The 18967-nt window shown below is 59.3% G+C and carries 16 protein-coding genes; 15 read left to right on the top strand and 1 reads right to left on the bottom strand.

What is annotated here, in order from left to right:
* The first annotated feature begins 38 nt into the window (after positions 1-38).
* The 8 genes from ACYQ01_RS10700 to ACYQ01_RS10665 all read left to right on the top strand — a co-directional run bounded on the left by ACYQ01_RS10700 (position 39) and on the right by ACYQ01_RS10665 (position 11496).
* On the top strand, positions 39-650 hold the full coding sequence (locus ACYQ01_RS10700) for a gamma-glutamylcyclotransferase family protein (RefSeq protein ID WP_459933829.1): 612 nt from the start codon (positions 39-41) through the stop codon (positions 648-650).
* Positions 651-869: 219 nt separating this feature from the next.
* Positions 870-1361 carry a pyridoxamine 5'-phosphate oxidase family protein gene (locus ACYQ01_RS10695; protein WP_459933828.1) on the top strand — a complete coding sequence of 164 codons (492 nt, stop codon included), beginning with the start codon at positions 870-872 and terminating at the stop codon, positions 1359-1361.
* A 131-nt stretch (positions 1362-1492) separates the two neighbouring features.
* Positions 1493-2245 (top strand): Fe-only nitrogenase accessory protein AnfO, encoded by a 753-nt coding sequence (anfO, locus tag ACYQ01_RS10690; RefSeq protein WP_459933827.1) that lies wholly within the window; start codon positions 1493-1495, stop codon positions 2243-2245.
* 699 nt (positions 2246-2944) lie between these two features.
* A complete protein-coding gene (locus ACYQ01_RS10685; RefSeq protein ID WP_459933826.1) occupies positions 2945-6535 on the top strand; it encodes a response regulator in 3591 nt (1196 codons plus the stop codon).
* Positions 6519-6851, top strand: a complete 333-nt coding sequence (locus ACYQ01_RS10680) for an HD-GYP domain-containing protein (protein WP_459933825.1) — start codon at positions 6519-6521, stop codon at positions 6849-6851. Before ACYQ01_RS10685 ends, ACYQ01_RS10680 begins: the two co-directional genes overlap by 17 nt.
* Positions 6852-6862: 11 nt before the next feature.
* Positions 6863-8065: a hybrid sensor histidine kinase/response regulator gene (locus tag ACYQ01_RS10675; RefSeq protein WP_459933824.1), complete on the top strand. Its 1203-nt coding sequence runs from the start codon at positions 6863-6865 to the stop codon at positions 8063-8065.
* A gap of 681 nt (positions 8066-8746) precedes the next feature.
* Positions 8747-10132, top strand: a complete 1386-nt coding sequence (locus ACYQ01_RS10670) for a diguanylate cyclase (protein WP_459933823.1) — start codon at positions 8747-8749, stop codon at positions 10130-10132.
* 155 nt (positions 10133-10287) lie between these two features.
* Positions 10288-11496: an MFS transporter gene (locus tag ACYQ01_RS10665; protein WP_459933822.1), complete on the top strand. Its 1209-nt coding sequence runs from the start codon at positions 10288-10290 to the stop codon at positions 11494-11496.
* Between the two features lie 225 nt (positions 11497-11721).
* Here the strand turns inward: ACYQ01_RS10665 and ACYQ01_RS10660 are convergent, their stop codons facing one another.
* A complete protein-coding gene (locus tag ACYQ01_RS10660; protein ID WP_459933821.1) occupies positions 11722-12258 on the bottom strand; it encodes a MotE family protein in 537 nt (178 codons plus the stop codon).
* Between the two features lie 619 nt (positions 12259-12877).
* Between ACYQ01_RS10660 and ACYQ01_RS10655 the strand changes: the two genes are divergently transcribed.
* The 7 genes from ACYQ01_RS10655 (at position 12878) to ACYQ01_RS10625 (ending at position 18899) form a co-directional block, all read left to right on the top strand.
* On the top strand, positions 12878-13300 hold the full coding sequence (locus tag ACYQ01_RS10655) for a hypothetical protein (protein ID WP_459933820.1): 423 nt from the start codon (positions 12878-12880) through the stop codon (positions 13298-13300).
* 103 nt (positions 13301-13403) lie between these two features.
* A complete protein-coding gene (locus ACYQ01_RS10650) occupies positions 13404-14252 on the top strand; it encodes a hypothetical protein (RefSeq protein WP_459933819.1) in 849 nt (282 codons plus the stop codon).
* Positions 14253-14313: 61 nt separating this feature from the next.
* Positions 14314-15339, top strand: coding sequence for a hypothetical protein (locus ACYQ01_RS10645; RefSeq protein WP_459933818.1), 1026 nt, complete (start codon positions 14314-14316; stop codon positions 15337-15339).
* Positions 15340-15377: 38 nt separating this feature from the next.
* A complete protein-coding gene (locus ACYQ01_RS10640; protein ID WP_459933817.1) occupies positions 15378-16016 on the top strand; it encodes a hypothetical protein in 639 nt (212 codons plus the stop codon).
* A gap of 63 nt (positions 16017-16079) precedes the next feature.
* On the top strand, positions 16080-17144 hold the full coding sequence (locus ACYQ01_RS10635) for a hypothetical protein (protein WP_459933816.1): 1065 nt from the start codon (positions 16080-16082) through the stop codon (positions 17142-17144).
* Positions 17141-17776, top strand: a complete 636-nt coding sequence (locus ACYQ01_RS10630) for a hypothetical protein (protein ID WP_459933815.1) — start codon at positions 17141-17143, stop codon at positions 17774-17776. The genes ACYQ01_RS10635 and ACYQ01_RS10630 overlap by 4 nt, the downstream gene beginning before the upstream one ends.
* Positions 17777-17837: 61 nt before the next feature.
* Positions 17838-18899: a hypothetical protein gene (locus tag ACYQ01_RS10625; protein ID WP_459933814.1), complete on the top strand. Its 1062-nt coding sequence runs from the start codon at positions 17838-17840 to the stop codon at positions 18897-18899.
* The last annotated feature ends 68 nt before the right edge of the window (positions 18900-18967 follow it).

Raw genomic sequence — 18967 nt, 5'->3', positions numbered from 1 at the left:
GGACGGCCCGGGGTCCACGCCAACACAGGAGGTCGACCATGCCCGCCCCACGCCCCACCGACGCCAACACGGCGCCCTCGCGGGGATTTACCGCCACGCCGGCGGAACTTGGCACCTTTGTCTACGGATCCGACATGCACGAGAACCAGATCCGCTCCATCTGCTCCAACCCCGTGGTGGTGGGAATCGCCAGGCTGGCCAACCACCGCATGGCCTTCCACGGCTACACCCCGCTCTGGGACGGCGCGCTGGAAACCGTGGTCCCCTGCCCCGGGCGCGAGGTGTGGGGAGTCATCCATGCACTCGGCCCCCGCGACGCCCAGCGCCTGGACGCCTGGCATGACGCCCGCCTGGACGGCTCCGGGCCGTTCTTCCACTGGCCTGCGGAGGTGACGGACACGAACGGCGTCACGCACAAGGTGCTGCTCTACAAAAAGGACATCCTGGGCCAGGCCACCCTGCCCAGCCGGGAATACCTGGAATTCATCCTGGAAGCGGCGCGCCGGCGCGGCCTGCCCCGGGACCACGTGGCCGAGCTGGCGGCCATGGAATCGCGCGCGGCGTCCTATCCGGTTCCGATAAGGCCGCGTCTGCTCTCCCTCGACGCCAACGATTCCTGTGCCTCGTGCGGCGGGCTGACCACGGGCTGATTTGCGTGGGCGTCCAGGGAATCGGCGGGAGCGTCGGAGAGAATACAGGAGAATCGCAGGGTGTACCCGAAATGCGCAAGCACGAACACCCTGCGCAAGGCATCGTTTCGCAAGCCCCGGCGGCCAAAGGGCTCGCGCCCTCTGGACTCCCTTGCGGTTTCGCGACGTCAGCGGCGACCCCGAGGTCTTTCGGGGCGCCAAAGCAATAAAGGAGCACATGTGAACCAGGGATTGAACGGCCCCCATGGCCGGATGCGGCGCAAGGAACGCGAGATTGTCGACCTGGCGGAGATCGAAGCGATCCTCCGGGAGGGCAAGGTGATGCACCTGGCCCTGGCCGACGGCAACGTTCCCTTCGTGGTTCCGGTGTTCTACGCCTACGACGGCGCGGCGATCTACTTTCACTCCGCCCGGGCCGGGGCGAAAATAGCAATCCTCAAGCGAAACCCCCTGGCCTGCTTCGAGATCACCCTGGACCACGCGGTGGTGGAAAGCGGCAAGGCCTGCGACTTCGAAGCCAGGCACCGCACGGTTATCGGCCTTGGCCGGGCGTCGTTTGTTGAAGATACGGACGCCAAGACCGACGTGCTGGACATGATCGTGGCGAAGTTCACGGACCAGAAGTTCGAGTACGCCAGCGCGGAAGTGCAACGCGTGCTGGTCGTGAAAATCAACATCGAATCCATCAAGGGGAAAAAGCACGGGGTGTAACCGGCCGTTGCAACCGTCGACTCTTGCGGCCAGTTGTCGCGCGAGGCCAGCCGCGCGTGCGCGCGGAAAGCGGTCGGGACGTGCGGACGAGAAAACCGCGGCGCTTTGCCGCGCAACGAGAAGGCGGGAACATGCGCATCGCAACCTCTGTCGATGACCAGGAACGGGTGGCCTCGGTGTACGAAGTCGGCCGCCTGCTTCTCTACGACAACGCGGACGGGGCCTGGGCGGCGGTCAGGGAGATCGCTTTCGCGATCCGCCCCGACATGGGCCTGGCCGAGGCCAAGGCGAGCGTACGGGCGGCGGCCGCCCAGTTGGAGGGATGCTCGGTCTTTTTGTCGTCGGAAGCGCGGGGGTTTGTTCCCGCCATCCTGCAGGAGGACTTCGGCTTCCATATCTGGAAGTCCGAAGGCCCGCTCCGCGACCAGTTGGACTTCGTCGCGGCCAAGGAGGCCGAACGGACCGCCGCCCCTCCTCCGCCGGTCCGCCTGGAGGAGGGATGGGGTTGCGCATGCCAGGGAGGCCGGGGGGGCGGACCGCGCCTCAAGCGGACACGGCCCCCGGAGGAAACCGTGTCCTGCCCGGCGATCGACCGGGTGGGCGAAGGCCATTACCGCATCGACCTGGCAAGCGCCCTGGACAAGGACCCAAGGCTCAATTCCAGGATGGTGCTGGTCCCCATCCTGGAAGGCAGCCGGTTCGCAAGGCTGGAGATCGTATGCGATCACGTTCCCCGCTGGTTGCCGGCAGCCGTGGCCGACCTGAACCTCAAGGCGGAGTACACGGACACGGAACAGGGCGTCACCGTGGACGTTTCTTTCCCTCCCTGCGACCCGGCGACGCAACGCGCGAAACCGTGCGGTGGCGACGACACGGACGCGTGAGCACGGAGCAACCTGTTACAAGGCCCCCACTGGGGGCGTCGCTTCGCAGCACGCATCCTCCCCGCGCATGAGCGGTCCGGGCTTTCCGGCCGGCGCTTGGTTCATGCAGCCCGCCTTGCCGACCGCCGCCTAGCAGCCCGCCCAAAAAGCACGATTCGTGCAGCCTGTTCAAAAAAACGTGCTGGCAAGGCGCGCAAAAAAGTCAAGTCTGATGAGGAGTTGGCATCCGTTGAGGGGTTGCGTTTTTCGCAGCAACGCAGCCAGCAAGGATTAACAGGCTGCTAGCCGCTCGTCTGCCCCTCTCGGAGGTCAGAGCGCGTCATAGCTGTATGGAATACTCTATTTTCCATTGAGGACTACCACCCGAAAAAGCCTGGGCCACGCAGCCCATGCCGCGCTCCAACCCTGCATACAAATTACGAATCGTAAAATATGCAAACAATTCAACCAATACGGTTGTAGTTGCTCCTTAATTCTCCTATAAAAGAAACAGTATCCCTCATGCTTTGTGTCGACTGGCTGGAAGGAAGGGAGAAAACGACTGCCGCGTGGCAGAAATTCCCAATCTGGAGGCAGGTCACAATGGGAACAACGCGAAGGAATTTCAGACCATTTTTGGTGCGCTTCTTTCCGCTGTCTTTGATATTGGTTTCTATAATATCATTTGTCGCATACATCGACGCCTCGAATAGAGTCAGGTTGCTCACCGACATCGAGCGGGTCAAACTCGAATTTGTCACCAACCTCGTTTCCCTCGAAATAAGCACAGTCTTCAAGGATCTCTATGACCTGATGCACAGGCGCAGCCTGATCGGCTTCTTGAAAAAGGACACGCCCGGCGCCCTGGAGGAGGTGAAAAAATCCTATCTCAAATTCAGCGAGGACAACCACCAGTACGACCAAATTCGATTGCTCAGCAAACAAGGCCAAGAGATGCTGCGCATCAACTCCAAGGATGGACGCGCCTGGGCGGTTCCTCCGGCGGAGCTTCAGTCCAAGGCCGATCGGTACTACTTTGTCGACTCCGTCGACCTTCCTCCCGGTGGAATCTATACCTCGCCCCTGGATCTCAATATCGAGTACGGGCAACTGGAAATCCCGCACAAACCCATGTTGCGCGTGGCCACGCCGCTGCGCAACGACTCGGGCGAGGTCGTCGCCGTCTTGGTTCTCAACTACCTGGGCGACGTGCTCCTCAAAACGCTGCACAACCGGCTGGAGTTTGCGGACCAGACCGTGATGCTGCTCAACGCCGACGGCTATTGGCTCGATGGCGGCGACGAACACGATTGGGCTTTCATGTTCCCTGAACGGGGCGGACAGACCTTCGCCGCCCTGCACCCGGACCTCTGGCGGAGCATCAGCTCCACGCCCGCGGGGCAGGTGACGGGGCCGGACGGCCTGTACACTTTCGCCACCATAGACCTCACGCCGGACAAGCTGCCGGGGGGCAATCACCACCGGGGTTCGGTCCCGCCCGCGTTCCGGCAGACCTGGAAGGTCGTGTCCCTGACGCCGAACGCCGTTCTGTCCCGGGTGCGCTGGAAGCAGTGGCCCCTGTACTGCACCGGGGTGAGCCTGATTCTGCTGCTGTCCGCGCTCGGGGCCCATCTGCACGCCAGCCGCATGCTGGAGCGCCAGGCGGCCGAAAGGGCTCTGCGCGCGAGCGAGGCGCGCTTTCGCGGCCTGGTCGAGACCTCGCCGGATTTGATATGGGAAACGGACACGACCGGGGTCTTCACCTACGCGAGCCCCCGCTCGACAAGCCTGCTCGGGCTCCCGCCGGAACGGCTGGTGGGGATGTCGGTATGCCCGTTCCTTCCCCCGGCGGGCGACGCGCCGGACGGCAACTCCCCGTTGACCTGGGAGATGTCGTGTTCCGGCGAGTCGAAAATCCAGAAGGAACTCGAAATCAACAGCGTGCCCATGCTGGACGAGAACGGGTTCGCCATCGGCCGCCGGGGCGTGGCCCGCGACGTAACCGAGCGCAAGAACGCCCAGCGCCTGCTTGACGACGCGCGGCGGGAGGCGGTTCGGGCCAACCAGGCCAAAAGCGAATTTCTGGCCCGCATGAGCCACGAGATCCGCACGCCCCTGAACGCCGTCATCGGCATGGCCTATCTGGCGCTCAAAACCGAACTGACGGCCAAGCAGGCGGACTACGTCAACAAGATCCGCGTCTCCGCGGACTCCCTGCTCGCGGTGATCAACGACATTCTGGACTATTCCAAGATCGAGGCCGGCCGGTTCTCCATCGAGCGTATTCCCTTCGATCTGGATGCCGTCCTCGGAAACGTGGTCGACATCATGGGGCCCGGGGCCGAGGAAAAACATCTGGAATTACTGCTGTCCGTGGGCGGCGACGTGCCTTCCGGGCTGGTGGGCGACCCGTTGCGCCTGGGCCAAGTGCTGCTCAATCTTGTCGGCAACGCGATCAAGTTCACCGATTCCGGCGAGGTGCTTCTGGCGGTGTCCCTGGAGGAGGCCAAGGAAGAGAGCGTGCGGCTGCGCCTCGCCGTGCGCGACACGGGCATAGGCCTGACGCCGGAGCAGAAGGAGCACCTCTTCAGCCCCTTTTCCCAGGCCGATGAATCGATTTCCCGACGCTACGGCGGCACGGGCCTGGGGCTGAGCATCTGCTTCCGGCTGGTGGAGCTCATGGGCGGCACCCTCGAAGTGCAAAGCGTCGCCGGGCAGGGGAGCGAATTCTTCTACAGCCTGGAATTCCCGCTGTCCCCGAAGGCAACGCCCCTCTGCCAGGAAAATACGGAAAACCTGGCCGGCATGGGGGTGCTGGTGGTAGACGACAACATCACCTCGCGCCAGATTCTCAAGGACCTTTTGCTGTCGATGCGGTTCACCGTGACCACGGCGGAAAGCGGCGCGGCGGCCTTGCGCGTGCTTGAACAGGGGGAAACGGACATCAGGATCGTGCTGCTCGACTGGAAGATGCCGGGCATGGACGGCGCAACCTGCGCCAGACACATACGGTCCATGCCGCTGTCGCGCCGGCCGGCCATAATCATGGTCACGGCCTTTGGGCGCGAGGAGGTGCGACGCGACGCCGAAAACGTCGGCGTGGACGGCTTTCTGCTCAAGCCCGTGGGGCGCTCCGTGCTTTTCAACGCCATAGCCTCCGCGGTGGGCCTCGCCTCCAAGGCCCAGCCCTGCACGCCCCGCCCAGACGACGCGTTTGCGGACGAAGCCGAACGGCTCTTTGCGGTTCGCGGCGCCCGGATACTGCTGGTGGAAGACAACGAAATAAACCAACAGGTCGCGCTCGAGCTGCTGGACGGAGCCGGGCTGAGCGTGGCGGTGGCCGACGACGGCGCCAAGGCCCTGGACATGCTTGAGACGGAGCCCTTCGCGGCCGTGCTCATGGACGTGCAGATGCCCGTGATGGACGGCCTGGAAGCCACGCGCCGCATCCGCGAAAACCCACGCTTCGCCGCTTTGCCGATCATCGCCATGACCGCCCACGCCATGGAGCAGGACCGCAAGGAAAGCCTGCAGGCGGGCATGAACGACCACATCGGCAAGCCCATAAACCCCGGGGAGCTCTACACCACCCTGGCCCGCTGGCTGCTGCCGCGAGGCGCGGAACCTGTTCCGCCCGCCCGGGAGGAAGCGGAAGAACCGCACGTCCCCGCCCCAGAGGCAACGCCGGAAATGCCGTACCTCGACACGCGTCTGGGCCTTTCGCGCATTCGCGGCAACCACGCCTTGTACCGCAAGCTGCTGAGCGAGTTTCCCGAAAAATTCAGCGAGATCGCCACGACGATCACCGAACGCCTGACCGAGGGCGATACCACGGGGGCGCGCCGGCTGGCCCACACCCTCAAGGGCGTGGCCGGCAACATCGGGGCCATGGCCCTTTACGCGACCAGCGCGGAAGTCGAGACCTGCATCGTCGACAGGCCGAATCACTGCGCCGTGCTGATCGGTCGGCTCGGCCGGGAATTGGCCACCACGCAGGAGGCCATCGCGGCCCACCTGGAGGCTTCCGCCCAACCCCAGCCCGAACCCGGCGCGGGCAACGCGCTCTCGGCGGACGCGCTGATCGACCTGGTGGATGCGCTGCTGGCCCTTTTGGCCCAAAACGACACCAAGGCCCTGGACGTATTCGAAACTTTGGCTCCGGGGAGCCGTCGGATCGCTCCGGAGCTTGTCGAGGCGGTTTCGCAGTCCCTGCGGAAATTCAACTTCACCGCGGCCAAAACCGACACCTTCAAGCTGCGGGAACGCCTTGCCGCACACGCCCCCGGGGGAGACGATGCGCGTAACGCCTGAAAACGCCTTCTCTCGGAGCGACGGCGCGGGCTACCCCCAGGGGCTCGTCGGCGAGGACATTCCCGTGGCCGGACGCATCATGGCCGTGGTGGACGTCTACGACGCGTTGATCAGCAAACGCGTCTACAAGATGCTCCTTCCGCACCCCCAGGCCCTGGGAATCATCGCTCAGGGCCGGGGAACGCATTTCGATCCGACCATCGTGGATATTTTTCTCGCCCATGCGGAGCGGGTACGAGAAATATCCCTGGCCTTCGCCGACTTCGACGTCGAACGCCAAGCCCTTGCCCCGGCAAGGGACGAGGAACATCCGTAGGGAGACGCGACATGCCAGAGAAGCAGTTTCGGGTTCTTGTTGTGGACGACGAAGAACACAACCTCATGATGCTCAGCGAAATCCTGCGCGCGGAACACGACGTGAGCATCGCCCGGGGCGGGCTCGACGCGCTCGCGCTGCTGCAGACCGACCTGGACGTGGACCTCATCCTCCTCGACGTCCTAATGCCGGACCTCGACGGCTACGATGTCTGCCGGCGCATCAAGCGGGACCCTCGCCGCAAGGATACGCCCATCGTTTTCGTCACGGCCCTCAACGCCGGTGAGGACGAGGAAATGGGCCTGCGACTCGGGGCGTCGGACTACATCACCAAGCCGTTCAAGCCGTCGGTGGTGGCGGCTCGGGTCATGGCCCACCTCAAGCTGCACCGGCAACAGCAAATCCTGGAAATCATGGTCGCCGCGCGCACCGCCGACCTGCAGCGGGCCAAGGAGGAGGCCGAAAAGGCCAATCAGGCCAAGACCGCGTTTCTGGCCAACATGAGCCACGAGTTGCGCACGCCGCTCAACGGCATTTACGGCATGATCGCGCTGCTCACCGAAAGCGGTCTTGACGACGAGCAGTTGGAGTTCGCTTCCTACATCAACAAATCCGCCGCCCGGCTGCTGACGCTTTTGACCGCCCTGCTGGAATTGTCCCAACTGGACGCCGGCAAGCTTGTTCTGACGCCCCAACGGTATGACCTGCCTGAAACCCTGCATCGTCTTGCGCACCTGTTTTCGCGCAAGGCGGCGGCCAAGCGCCTCACCTTGCGCACCGACATCCAACCGAATCTGCCGCACGCGGTCGTCGGCGACAAGGCGGTGTTTCTCCAGGCCCTGGTCAACCTCCTGAACAACGCGATCACCTTCACAAGCGCGGGCGAAGTGGTCCTGGAGGCGTCGCTGATGGACACACCGGACAACGCCCGCCCCCCTTCCGACGAACGCCAGACCGGAATCCAGTGGATTCGTTTTGGCGTACGCGACACCGGGATAGGGATCGCCCAGGAAAAATTGTCCGAGATTTTCCGCAGCTTCGTGATCGCCGAGGATTTCTTGAGCAAGGAATTCGGCGGAGCCGGCCTTGGCCTCAGCATCGCGCGGGAATTGGCCACGCTGCACGGAGGTCGGATCACGGTGGAAAGCACGCCCAAGGTCGGCAGCCTGTTCCGCCTGGAACTGCCCTTCGAAACCGACCGGGAAACATCCTGACGAGCGCTGCCACGCGGCGACGCCACGCCGGACGATTGCGCAGGCGCGAGGATGCGGGTCAAGACGCCGGTCGTCCGGCAATCCCTCGGGAAAACGCAGACGCTCCTGAAATCTTGCGTCACCTGGATATCGCACACCCCGCGTGTGCGGAGCGGACCGTTGAAAAAGCCCCGTCGCGCAGTCTGTTCAAAACAACGCGCAGCAACGCGGCCAGCGCGGCTTGTCCTACAGGCCGGGAGCGGACCACGGGTTGGCCGGGTGTCCAACTTGCCGCGAGCCGTTCCACCTTTTACGCGTTTTCCGGGGCGTAGAATTGGACATTTGAATGCTTCTGGTGCAATTTATTGTAAATTTAGATGATTTTTGCCGATCAATGCAAAGGAGTTCGCCATCATTTTCTTGAACGAACGCTGGCGCGGGTTGCGGAGCGGATACAACCGGAGAACGCGGCGGGGCCCGGTGGCGTCGGCCTGCCCGGCGCGGCTTCCTCAGCTTGCTTCGCGTGCCCCCGCGGACGCTCGCCTGCTTGGGACAGACGGGTCCGTCCCCGAGGCCTCCCCCGGGAACGGGGCAGCGCCTCCCGGCCTCGGTGCGTTCCGCGACGGGATCCATCGGCCCCTCGGCTTCCGGCCGGGGGGGTGTCCAGTGCCGTTTCATACCTGAAGCGCAGAGGACAAGCGGATGTCAGCGAAAACAGGAGCGGCGCTGCTCATTATTTTTTTCCTTCTCGCCGGGAGGGAGTGTTGCGCCGGGCAAAAAGCGCCGCTTACCGACCTTGAGAGATATTATGTCGAAAGGGATGGCGTTGTGACGCTTTGCGTCGATCCCGACTGGATTCCCTTCGAGTCAATCAACGAGTCCGGAGAGTACGAAGGCATTGCCGCTGATCTCATCAAACTGATTTCCGAGCGAACGGGGATCACATTCATTCTCGTCCCCACGAAGACCTGGGGGGAAAGCATTGCCCTGTCAAAAGACGGCAAGTGCCAAGCCCTCAGCTTTCTTAACGAGACTCCAAGCAGGAAGGAGTGGCTCTCCTTTAGCGATCCCATTTTTACTGACGTCAATGTTTTTATAACCCGGGAAGAACACCACTACATATCCGATCCGGGAGGCCTTGTTGGCGAGACGCTGGTCCTGCCCAAGGGGACTTCTATAGAAGAGATGGTGAAAGACACCTACCCGAATCTTCACGTCATCACGGTGGAGTCTGAAGCGGACGCCTTGAAGATGGTCTCCGAACGCAAGGCGGACATGACCCTGCGTTCCCTTATTGTCGCGGCGTATACCATAAAGAAAGAGGGGTGGTTCAACCTGAAGATATCCGGGCAATTGCCCGGGTATGAGAACAAGCTGCGAATCGGCTTGAGAAAGGAAAAAGAACCCCTGCTCGGCATCATCAACCGGGGCATCAAGTCGATCACCGGCCAGGATAGAGGCGTCATAGTAAACAGGCACGTCTCGATCAACATTCAAAGCATCACGGACTATTCCTTGCTCTACAAAGTGTCCGGCGGGTTTCTCGGCATTCTCATGATCGCGTCCGCGTGGGTTTGGCAGTTGCGCAGGCACAACAGGGAATTGGCGAAGATATCCCAAACCGACACCTTGACCGGACTGGCCAACAGGACACGGCTGAACGACGTGTTGAGTTCCGAATACAAAAGGTCCGGGCGGAACCTTCGCCCGCTCTCCGTCCTGCTTGTGGATGTCGACCATTTCAAGAGAGTGAACGACGACCTTGGGCACCTAGTCGGCGATATGGTCCTGAAAGAGCTTGGCTCCATCCTCCGGTCGAGCGTCCGGGACATGGATGTCGTGGGACGTTGGGGGGGAGAAGAGTTCCTGATTATTTGCCCAGAAACGGATACGGACAATGCGGCAAAGGTCGCCGGGCGTATAGTGTCCACGGTCGCGGATGCGCCTTTTTCCAGCCAACGGCAGCAAACCGTGAGCGTGGGCGTGGCTTCGCTTGCGGAGAACGACTCCACAGACGCCCTGTTGTCTCGCGCCGACACCGCGTTGTACAGCGCCAAGAAGTCCGGGAGAAACCGCTACCGTCACTGAGCCAAACCCGGCCGCCGCCGATGCCCCCGCGGAGGCGTTGTTGAAGGTCCAGCGCCACGTAAACGTCATGCCACCGAACCACGCCATGCGCGTGGTTTTTATGCTGCGGCGCCGGCTGGCCCGGGACACAATGTTCATTCAATATTGGAGATGCCATGAAATCGACCACTCACAACCGCTGGAAACTGCCCGAAGCCGTGGTGAAGCTCGGCTGGATCAGCTTTTTCACCGACGTGGCGTCGGAAATGATCTATCCGGTCGTGCCCCTGTTCCTGACTTCGGCCCTGGGCGCTCCCGTGGCCATTCTGGGCCTCATCGAGGGCATTGCCGAAGCCATCGTGTGCGTCATGAAGGGCGTCTCCGGATGGAGCTCCGACAGGCTTGGCCGCCGGGTTCCGTACATCCGCTGGGGCTACGGCATGGCGGCCGTGTCCAAGCCCCTTCTGGCCCTGGCCTTTTCCTGGCCCATGGTCTTTTTCGCCAGATCCCTGGACCGGCTCGGCAAAGGACTGCGCACCACCGCCCGGGACGCGCTCATCGCGGACGCGGTCGATTCATCGCATGGCGGAAAGGCCTACGGCTTTCACCGCATGCTGGATACGTCCGGCGCCGTGATCGGCGTGCTCATCGCCACGGGGCTTCTGGCGCTTTTGCCCGGGCAATACCGCACCATATTCCTCATCGCCGCCCTGCCCGGACTGCTTGCCGTCCGCCTCGCCTTCAAGCTGCGCGACGTCTCGTCGCCCACGCCGGTCCAGGCCGCGGCCCCTCCCTCTCGGCCCGGTTCGTCCTTGGGCGAAAAACCCTGGTCGGGACTCCCCAAGGCCTTCTGGGTGACCCTGGGCCTGCTTCTGCTCTTCGCTTTCGCCAACTCCAGCGACACCCTGCTCATCCTGCGGGCCAAAAACCTGGGTCTTTCCGACGTGCAGTGCATTCTCGCCTACACGCTCTTCAACCTGCTCTACGCCCTGAGCGCCTATCCCTTGGGCGCTCTGAGCGACCGCATGGGCCGCTGGCCCATGGTCATAGGCGGCTGGTCCCTGTATGCCGCCGTGTATTTCGGCTTCGCCTTCGCCGACAAGGCGGGGGTCTGGTGGCTCTTTCCCCTGTACGGCCTGTACATGGGGTTGACCGACGGCGTCGGACGGGCGCTCATTCGCGACAAGATCCCGGAGGAGAAAAAAGGGACCGCCATGGGCATCTTCCAGATGTCCCTGGGTTTCACGGCCCTGGCCGGCAGCGTGGTCGCGGGCCTGCTTTGGGACGCCTTCGGACCGCAGGCCCCCTTTCTGCTCGACGCGACGGTCGCCGCGGCGGCGGTGGCGATGGCCCTGCTGGTTATCCCGAAGATCAAGACCGCCTGAGGCGTGCGGCAACGCGTCGTCGAGAGCCGCCTCCGTGAGCGGTGTCCGGCTGTCTTTTCCAGGAGAAAACCACGCGCTCCAACGGCACGCCGAGAACCACGCGCAGCCTGTCCGCCCGTCCATGCCGGATCGCGCTCCGCACTCCTTGAGCGCCCGACACGGGCAAGGCTTCCGGCGTCGCCTTGGAGTCGCACCGTTTTCCTGGCGCATCTTCGCCGCAGCCTCCTACGGCTTGGCGGGCAGGTCCGGCCCCATCTGGAGCCTGGTCAACGCGTTGGACAAGGCGGCCGCCTTCTTGGCCGAGACAGTGGACAGGATATCCCCGGCCTGACGTCCCTTCATCCCGGCCAGGATCTTGACCGCGGTGGGAACGTCCAGGGCTTCCAGCGCCGCCCCGGCCTGCCTGGGCTTCATGTTGGAATACACGTCGATCAGGTGGGCCAGGCGCGCATCCTTGATGGACTTCGCCTCGTCCAGCATGGAGGTGAGCGTGGCTTCGAGCTGCTTCAACTGCGCCATGCGGGCGTTCATTTGATCTTCCAGGCTCTTGAGGGCCTGCTCCCGGCGATCCAGGTCCGCGCACCTGTTCAGGTCCGCAGACGTTGCTGTCTGGGCCTGCGCCGCTCCTGCGGACAGAAGGGTCACCGCCAGCACCGCCAGCAAGGCCAAGCCCGCGAGCGGGCCAGACAGCCGAATCGAAAGGGGAAAAGAGCGCCACGACCTGTCGACACGTTCCCGTCCCGAGATTTTTCCTGTGTCCACGCGTGCCTCCGATGTTTCAGGTTGCCACGACGAGGCTCCGCCATCACGGAACCGCGCTGCTTTTTGTGCGTACGCAAGGAGGGTGACGCCAGCCGTCGTGGTCCTTCTTCCTCACCTGCCTTGGACCAGCCTGACGACAGCGCCCGAACGGCGTTTATGATGGTTTCGTACGCGATGGTACCCTTTGCCACGGATATTTCAAAGCGAATCGCCCCCCTGTTTGCTTTCGTAACGTCGCCATGACAGCCCGCCCAAAAAGTCGATTCTTGCAGCCTGTTCAAAAAAACGTGCTGGCAAGGTGCGAGAAAAAGTCAATCCCGAAGGGTAGTTGGCATCAGTTGCGGGTTTGCGTTTTTCGCAGCAACGCAGCCCGCAAGGATTTCTCAACAGGCTGCTAACGCCCCAGCGCCGCTCGTATTCATTCGGTCGCGTCCGAGGAGGCGGCCCGCCTCTCCCCAAGCGGGAATCAGGCAAAGGTGTGCGGTCTGGTCCTTTATTTTCGGGAAGGAGGTGGAAGAAAACTTTTTGTTTCTTCCCAGATAGCCCTATATAGATTGCAAAGAATTTTCCTTCGTGGAGAGTGCGCATGGTCCCTGGCGCACGACCCACGGAGGTTCTCATGCTGCATTTCCCCCCGATCCGCAGGAAGCAATTTCGCCTGCCCCACGTCCGCCCGCACAACGCGGACCTTCTCAGCGGCATTCACGGCCAGCCGGATTTCGACTGGCTGCTGATCGAATCTGGCATTGAGCCCGTTGTTTCGAATCTTGTCAATCCGTCGGCCTCGCATCACGCGCGGCTTCAGCACGCCCAGAGACGCCGCGACACGTCCGGTCGTCTGGTGGCTTGGCTCGAAGCTCATGACCCGCTCTTTGCGGCCACGATGAACATGCTTTTCGACGTGACCGAGAGTTGGCCGTCCAAGATGGAACACCTCTTCTGGAAAACGATCAACGGCAAGCCCATTCGATTTCTCGACGTCTATCTGGAGGTTCGAGACATCGTCGACGCCATGGTCGAAGAGCGCGCCGGGCAGGGCTGACCGGCCAGGCTTCTTTTCGCGGCATGGGGCGGTCACGCTTTCGTCTTGTGGCTTGAGGCGTGCGGCTGCCTTCCCAAGAACTTCGATAGGACAAGGAGAATCCATGTCCCAGAATGAAATTGACAACAAAGGCGGCCTGCTGGCAAATCAGAGGACGCCTATTTGGCAAGCGCAACAGGCTACTGGAGAATCCGATGCACCGGACATTTCGTCGACCTACGGGGGAGGGTTCGACGCCGGCCGGCATCCCTCTGGCCGGCCTGAATTTCCCGCCCTGTCGCCGGTCCGGTTGCGCCAGGAACGCCAGGAGAAAATGACGGCCCTTCTGTCCGGGAGCTACAACCCGCCCGCAAGTCCGTCCGACCCGGAATACCACAGCGTCATGGACCCGACCCCTGCGAAGCCAAAGCCCTGGATCGGCCCGGACGGCGGCCCGATCGGGCGGGGCATCAAGGCCGCCGGCGATTGGTACATGGACTACATCAACAAAAGGCGCGACGGGATCATCAGCACCATGAACGCCGAGCTCAAGGACATGTTCAGGCCACAACTCATCGACGGAATCAACACCTGGGCGCACGGCATGCTCACGCTGTATACCGGAATCGACACAGGGTTCGAGCCGCAGTTCGGGTTGAACAAATTGATTATCCCGGGCGCGTTGTTCAATACCGGTTCCGGTATGCTTCCGAGCGGTCTGACCAGGGTGAACCCCTTGGTTCCCTTGCTCGTCACCGGCGCTCGTGTGGCCGGCGGCCAGGATCTGAAGCCCTCGGAAGTCTGGAACGCGGGAAAGGCGGCAGCAATGTTTGGTGCGGGGCTCGGCAAGAGCCCTGCGGACCAACTGGCGCAGAGAGAATCGGAAGGGATGGACAATATGTTCACAGCCACTGAAAAGACATACGAATATGGAAATCCGTATGTAAATAAGGCTTTGTCGCCTAGGGACTAAAATCGACGGCCGGGGCCGGATGGCCTCGGCCTTTTTCAATGCTTAGAGATTGGAGTTAGGTATGAACAAAAGGTATTATATTACAGCGCTAGTTATCGTGGCGATTCTGTCCGTGATTTATCTTGCAAGGAGAGAGTTGAACGGGATTCCAACAGCTTCCGATGTGAGCGCTATAGAAGGTCAGGCCGAGTCGCTATATAAAAAAGTAAACGAAATTGGAATGCATATGGATAGGTTTATGGGCGCATACAGGCAGAGGATGGTTGGCGTTACACAATTGTCCGAGCCCGTGGTAGATGCCTATGATGCCATGCTTAGGGTGCGATATATGTATAGGCTGTGCTCACTCATGGTTTCAATTACTCAACTTGAAGAACTAAAGATGAGAGTAGCTAAAGTAAATTTCAGGAAGTTTTCTTGCAGACAAAATGTTGAATTGATGAAGTCGATGTTGAATGAGTCAAATGGCATAATAAATAAAGTTGAAGAAAAACTGAATTGCAAAGATAATGAAATATTACAAAAAGAGTTTAGGCCCGTCGCTGCTCGTTTTCAAGAACTGAGTTCTGGTTGGCCATTGGGTGTGTTTCAAAAATTCAGCGGTTCAGATGGTGATGAGAGTGATGTATCACTTCCTCAGAAGTATGTTTTATTTAATGATAGTTCTAAATTGTTCTGCAAGGAAATATTTTCGTATATGATGGAGTCCGCTTCGTGTATGAAAAAATATAAGGAAGATATTACTAATTATAAATATTCAGTGTGGTCGTTTGGCAACTATAATATGGCCCTTCTCAAAGTATATGAGTGTGAGATGTGGGCCTCTGCATGCCACTTGACAAAGCAGTATTCCACGCGCCCCGGCTTCGACAATTGGAACAAATATGCTCTGAAGCACCTTGCGGAAGGGGTGCAGGCGTTCAACACCTGGAAGCGGGACATCGACGAGGAGTCGGCCAAGCCAAACAGCTTTTTCCCCCCTCAAGTCGCCCAGGACTACACCCGCGCATTCGACGCCTGGCGCAAGGCGCTGGTCGAGGCCCTGGCTTCGGACGGGCTGACCCTGCCCGAGATCGCGGGCAAGTAGGCGCGACCAGCGATTGAAGGCCGAACGGGGAGCGCCAGATGACGGCCCTTCTGTCCGGGAGCTACAACCCGCCCGCAAGTCCGTCCGACCCGGAATACCACAGCGTCATGGACCCGACCCCTGCGAAGCCAAAGCCCTGGATCGGCCCGGACGGCGGCCCGATCGGGCGGGGCATCAAGGCCGCCGGCGATTGGTACATGGACTACATCAACAAAAGGCGCGACGGGATCATCAGCACCATGAACGCCGAGCTCAAGGACATGTTCAGGCCACAACTCATCGACGGAATAAACACCTGGGCGCACGGCATGCTCACGCTGTATACCGGAATCGATACGGGGTTCGAGCCGCAGTTTGGGTTGAATAAATTGATTATCCCGGGCGCGTTGTTCAATACCGGTTCCGGTATGCTTCCGAGCGGTCTGAACAGGGTGAACCCCTTGGTTCCCTTGCTCGTCATCGGCGCTCGTGTGGCCGGCGGCCAGGATCTGAAGCCCTCGGAAGTCTGGAACGCGGGAAAGGCGGCAGCAATGTTTGGTGCGGGTCTCGGCAAGAGCCCTGCGGACCAACTGGCGCAGAGAGAATTGGAAGGGATGGACAAGGAGTTAAATGCTGCAGAATCGACTTATAACACAGCCAAAAGCAACGCGGCTCATTTTGGCTTGATCGGAGATTGATAATGGCGGCCGGGGCCACATGGCCTCGGCCTTTTCTTAACTCGGACCCCCAAGGACAAGAAGATGCCTGGCAAATTCCAAACAGCAGCGCTCATAATCGCCGCAATGTTGTGGCTTTTCCCATCGTACGGATATGCCGCCAGCAGTGTTCCAACAGAATCGGATTTGAAAATGTTGGTTGTTGAAGCTGACAAGTTGTATACTACAACAGATACGCTCGGACAGGATGTGGACCGCTATCATACTCATTACAAGAAAAGACTTGAGGGAACTACAGAATATACAAGTTCGATAGCGCATGCGCAGAATGCCATGTACGCGTTACGAAATCTTCAGAAAATATTATATCTTGTTGTGGCGGAGTGTGAGTTTGAAAAGGCAATGATGAAGGTGTCTATAGAAAACAAACAAATATTTAATTCAAACAGACGAATAATTTACATAAAGTCGATGCTCGCTGAATCAGAAAAAGTTATCGCTGGCATGCCAAAAGAGTTGAGAGACGAGAGCAATGGCAGCCTTGTTCCTTTGTTGAATGATATTATTCCACAGATACAAAGTTTGAACAAGTCTTGGCCATTGCCCGTTTTGGAAAAATTCAGCGATTCGAATACGGATAGCAACCTTCAACTTCCGCCGGCTTATGTTCAATTGAGAAAAAGCGCCGAGGCCTTTGCCACAGTTGTAGCAAGTTATTGTATGGCGTCAGAAAAAGCGTTGCGCAAGTACGAATCGGATATGTCAAACCTGCCCCTCTCAATATGGTCTGCCTGGAAATTCCAGATGGCCCTCACAAAAGTCTATGAAAGCGACGTCTGGGCCTCTGCCTGCCACCTGACCAAGCAGTATTCGACGCTTGCCGGTTTCGAGAAAATGAACGCAAACGCTCTGCGGCATCTTGCTGAAAACCTTCAATACCTCAACACTTGGAAGCAGGACATCGACGAGGAGTCGGCCAAGCCAAGCAGCTTTTTCCCCCCTCAAGTATCCCAGGACTACACCCGTGCATTCGACGCTTGGCGCAAGGCCTTAGTCGAGGCCTTGGCTTCCGACGGGCTGGCCCTGCCCGAGGTGGCGGGCAAGCAGGCGGGACCGGCGACTGAAAGCCAAACGGGGAGCGCCAGATGACGGCCCTTCTGTCCGGGAGCTACACCCCGCCGGCCCGTCCGTCCGACCCGGAATACCACAGCGTCATGGACCCGACCCCTGCGAAGCCAAAGCCCTGGATCGGCCCGGACGGCGGCCCGATCGGGCGGGGCATCAAGGCCGCCGGCGATTGGTACATGGACTCCATCAACAAAAGGCGCGACGGGATCATCAGCACCATGAACGCCGAGCTCAAGGACATGTTCAGGCCACAACTCATCGACGGAATCAACACCTGGGCGCACGGCATGCTCACGCTGTATACCGGTATCGATACCGGGTTCGAGCCGCAGTTCGGGTTGAACAAATTGATTATCCCGAATGCATTGTTCAATACTGGCTCTGGCATGTTTCCGGGCGGCCAGACCAGGGCGAACCCCTTGGTCCCCTTGTTCGTCACGGGAGCACGGTTGCTTGGCGGTGAACAGCTCAAACCTGCCGAGATATGGAACACGCTCAAGGCCGCAACGATTGGGGCCGCAGGTTTCGCCAAAAGTCCCGCAGACCAGCAGGCACAGCGAGCGGTGAAAGGCGTGAGTGATCGCCTCAACGCGACCCAAGAATCATTCAATTTCGGTAAAGACCAACTCGAGAATTTTTCTTCTCAGAACTAACACATGGGACGGGGCTCATTGGAGCCCCGTCTTACTCCAACAATATAGCACGGAGGTTCCTATGCCTCGCACGTCTTGTATGCAAATCGTTTTCTTTGTCACCATATTCTGTTTTTTGTTGCAAACAACACCGCACTGTGCTGTTGCGACAGAGAACGAAACTATGCTTTTATTAGAAGACAATAAAAAAATGATTATTTATGGGAAATTAATTTTCCGCGCAGCAGATAACCTGATAAATAAAATAAAAAACGATAATAAAGACAATTCTTTAATTACAAAAGAGCAAATTTTTTCAATAAACGCCATGTTAATGCTTGTTTCAATAAAATCGACAATATCATACTGTAGATCTGTGTATGACATGGCAAGGGTAAATGTGACTATTTCTTTATATAAATCAACGGATTATAAACAAAGCAAGAGTATGTCAAGCGCAAAGGAAATGATAATCTCTGCTGAAAATTTGTTAACACAAGTCATACAAGATTCAAGATCATTCAGCCATACACACTATGAATCTGATTTCAAAACAATACTCATGCATCTTAACGAGATAAAAAAATATTTTCCCCCACCATCTTTAGGAAAATGTTATACTACACAACAACAAACACATCAAAACCTCTCTTTGCCATATCACACGCTTGGCAGGCAAACAGATTCGCTTTCTAGTATGACAAGCTTGATATCAACAACAATAGCCAAGACTTCAGTTTCGCAACGTCTAGCGCTAGGCGATATAAGTGATGCACTTGTATCCTCCTGGGATTTTCAGATATCATTTATAAAGATACATGAATCTTTTGAATGGGCAGCCATCTGTCATCTGACGCACACACACCCTTCCATTGCGGGATTTGACAAGAGCGAAGCAAACGCCCTGCAAAACTTGGCGATCTGCGTTCAATCTTTGACCAATCTGAAGGAGCTTATCCGTGCCCAGGCCAGTGACAACACGCCATGGTTCAAGTCCTCCGACGCCGAGCGCTACACCCGCGCATTCGACGCTTGGCGCAAGGCCTTAGTCGAGGCCTTGGCTTCGGACGGGCTGGCCCTGCCCGAGGTGGCGGGCAAGCAGGCGGGACCGGCGACTGAAAGCCAAACGGGGAGCGCCAAATGATGCATAATGATCACACAGTGTTGTGCATTGCCAAGATGACAACAGCACAGCCAAAGCACCTTTGGCAA

The organism is Fundidesulfovibrio butyratiphilus (assembly GCF_054657235.1).
This window is presented reverse-complemented; position numbering and strand designations above follow the sequence as displayed.